Source organism: Streptomyces sp. NPDC060198 (genome assembly GCF_042728415.1).
GTDB lineage: Bacteria > Actinomycetota > Actinomycetes > Streptomycetales > Streptomycetaceae > Streptomyces.
The window spans coordinates 1-3,455 of record NZ_JBHWZJ010000546.1; the positions used below are offsets into that span (position 1 = coordinate 1).

2 protein-coding genes are annotated in these 3,455 nt (G+C 69.4%); one reads left to right on the forward strand and one right to left on the reverse strand.

Annotated features, from left to right (window positions below; translation table 11 throughout):
- Positions 1 to 809: carbohydrate ABC transporter permease (locus ACFWEP_RS33160; protein ID WP_387375784.1), on the reverse strand; the 809-nt coding region annotated here is incomplete at its 3' end.
- Positions 810 to 1,152: 343 nt separating this feature from the next.
- On the opposite strand from ACFWEP_RS33160, the gene ACFWEP_RS33165 reads away from it, so the two are divergent.
- Positions 1,153 to 3,441: an FAD-dependent oxidoreductase gene (locus tag ACFWEP_RS33165; RefSeq protein ID WP_387375786.1), complete on the forward strand. Its 2,289-nt coding sequence runs from the start codon at positions 1,153 to 1,155 to the stop codon at positions 3,439 to 3,441.
- Positions 3,442 to 3,455 lie beyond the last annotated feature (14 nt).

Below are 3,455 nucleotides of genomic sequence, written 5' to 3' on the forward strand. Positions count from 1 at the left end.
GTCTGGTAGACGGCGGTCGCGAAGGTCTCGGTGGTGCCGGCCGGTCCGCCGCCGGTGAGGACGTAGATGGTGTCGAAGTGCTGGAAGTTCCAGATGAACTCCAGCAGGAGCACGATCGAGGCGACACCGCGGACCTGCGGCCAGGTGACGTTGAAGAAGCGGCGGATCGAGCCCGCCCCGTCCATGGAGGCCGCTTCGTGGAGCTCCCTGGGCACGGTCTGCAGACCGGCCAGGAGCATCACCATCATCCAGGGGAAGCTGGCCCAGGCCTTGGTGACGATGACGGCGAGCATCGCGGTGCCGGGCTGGCCGAGCCAGGCCACGGACTCATCGATGATCCCGGCCTTCATGAGGACGCCGTTGAGTACCCCGTAGTTCGCGTTGAAGATCCACATCCAGAGGAAGGAGACCACCACCCCGGGGATGACCCAGGGGAACAGGAACAGGCCGCGCAGGAAGCCGCTGCCCTTGAGGCCCGTGTTCAGCGCGAGCGCGAGCGCGAAGCCGAGCACGAAGGGTACGAGCGTCGCGCCGACGGTGAAGACCAGCGTCTGCTTGAGGATGGTGAGGAAGTCGCCGTCCAGCCAGTAGGTGAAGTTGTCCAGGCCGACGAACTCCCGGCCCGGCAGCCGCAGGTCCTGCTTGAAGAAGCCGGTGAACAGTGCCGAGAGCAGCGGATAGAAGATGATCGCCGCGAACAGGGCGAGTCCCGGTGCGGTCAGCAGCAGGGCGAACGCACCGTTGGAGAGCCGTCCGCCGGCCCGCTCGCGGGGCGGGGGCGCCTTCTGGGGAGGTGCGGCCGTACTCATGGATCTGTCCTCTCGAACGGGGCGGGAGCGCCGGGGCCCTGTGTGAACTCCACGCTGCTTCAGTGAATGCAAGTTGCAGCATGCGGGATCGTTCTCCATATGGCGCGATGGAGTCAACCCTTTTGGTTGGTGAATCGCCGTTTCTGTGCGCCACCGGCGAACTCGCCCCACCTGGTCTGGGTCTGCCTCTTCGGCTGGTGGTGACCAGGTCGGAGGCCGCAACGGAACTTACAACGAATCCCACTGTCTGAACAGTGGTTGCACAATATGCATGTGATGTACGTTCAAGGCCGCTCCGCTCCGGCGGGGGAGTATCCGAGCTTCATACCAAGGAGGCCGCACCGTGCGGGAAGAAGAGGTCCATTACGACATCGCCGTGATCGGCGGCGGATTGGCGGGGACCTGCGCGGCCATCGCTGCGGCCCGGCTCGGCCGACGCGTCGCCCTGGTCAACAACCGCCCCGTCCTGGGCGGCAACGCCAGCAGTGAGATCCGCGTATGGGTGTGCGGCGCCACCGCACACGGCGTGCACCGCTGGGCCCGTGAGACCGGGATCATGGGCGAGCTGTACACCGAGAACCAGTACCGCAACCCCGAGGGGAACCCCTACTACTGGGACCAGGTCGTCCTCGACGCCGTCCGCGCCGAACCGAACATCGACCTCTACCTCAACACCGACGTCCGCGAGGTCGAGGCGAGCGGCCCCGACGACAGCCGGGAGGTGCGCTCCTGCACCGGCTGGATGATGGGCTCCGAGCGCCGCATCACCTTCCACGCGCGCCAGTTCCTCGACTGCACCGGCGACGGCCTGCTCGGCCACCTCGCCGGTGCCCACTACCGCATAGGCCGCGAGGCGCAGGCCGAGTTCGACGAGCCCTGGGCGCCCTTTGAGGCGGACCGGGCGCTGCTCGGCTCGACACTCCTCTTCCAGAGCAGGGACACCGGCCGGCCGACCAAGTTCGTACCGCCCTCCTACGCCAAGGACCTGTCGCTCACGCCGATCCTGCGCAACCGCGTCCTGCGCACCGGCGACAACGGCTGCGACTACTGGTGGATCGAATGGGGCGGCGAACTCGACACCGTCCACGACAACGAGCGCATCCGCGACGAACTCCAAGCCGTGATCACGGGCGTCTGGGACCACATCAAGAACTCCGGCGACTTCCCGGACGCGGCGAACCTCACCCTGGAATGGGCCGGCAGCCTCCCCGGCAAGCGCGAGTACCGCCGCTTCCTCGGCGACCACGTCCTCACCCAGGGGGACATCCTCCAGCAACGCCAGTTCCCCGACCGGATCGCCTTCGGCGGCTGGTCCGTCGACCTCCACCCCGTGCAGGGCATGTACGCCGACGAGCCCGGCGCGCGCCAGCGGTACGCGGACGGCATCTTCCACATCCCCCTGCGCTCCCTGTACTCGGTGAACGTCACGAACCTGCTCTTCGCCGGGCGCAACATCTCCGCCACCCACATCGCCTTCGGGGCCACCCGCGTCATGGCCACCTGCGCGACTCTCGGCGAGGCCGCGGGAACCGCCGCCGCCCTGTGCGTCGCCGAGGGCCTCACCCCGCGCGAACTCGCCGGCCGACGGCCGGAACTGGTACGCCGCGCCCTGCTGCGCCAGGACGCCTCGGTGATCGGCCTCGCCGACGACGACCCCGACAACCTGGCGCGCGCGGCCCGTGCCACCGCCTCCTCCCACCTGGACCGCCTGGCCGCCGAACCCACACCCGAGGTGCCCGGCACGCCCTACCCGCTCGACCGCGACCTCGCCCTCCTGGTGCCGGTCGATCCCGCACTGGACACGGTCGAGCTCCTCGTCCACGGCGCCCCGGACGGCGGGTCCCGCGAGCTCACCGTGGAGTTGTGGGGGACCGGCACCCCGGAGAACGCGGTCCCCGCCGACCATCTCCTGACGACCGCGGTCGCCGTCCCGCCCGGCGGCCCGCACTGGGTGACGGCTCGCCTCGACCACCACCCCGACACCCCCCGGAACGCGATCGTCGTCGTCCGGGCCTGCGAGGACGCGGCCCTGGTCCTGCTCCCCGAACGGACCGACGGCGTCCTCGCCCTGCGCAGGAAGGCCGAGGGAGACGCGGCCGTCGACCACGACATCCCGGAGGAGGACGGCCAACCGGTGCTGGAATGGCAGGCCCGCGGTCTGCGCCGCCAGTGCTTCGCCTTCCGGGCGGCCCCCGACACCGGGGCGTTCCACCCCGAACGGGCCGTGGGCGGCTACCAGCGTCCCTACGGCGGCCCGAACATGTGGTCCTCCGCTCCGCAGGGCACGGGCGAGTGGCTACGACTCGACTGGCAGGACGAGCAGGAACTCAGCGAAGCCCGCCTGGTGTTCGACGACGACGTCGATGAATACCTCAACAACCTGCACCGTCACCGCACGCCCTACGAGGTCATGCCGGAACTGGTACGCGACTACCGCCTCCAGAGCAGGGACTCCGAAGGCATGTGGCACACGCTCCTGACGGTGACGGACAACCGCCGCCGGCACCGCGTACACGAACTGAAGGCGGCGGACGGCGGCCCCGTACGCACCCGTGCACTTCGGCTCGTGGTCGACGCGACGCACGGGGCGCAGCGCGCACATGTGACCGCCTTCAAGGCGTACGGAGCGTGACCCCGTGGCGAAGG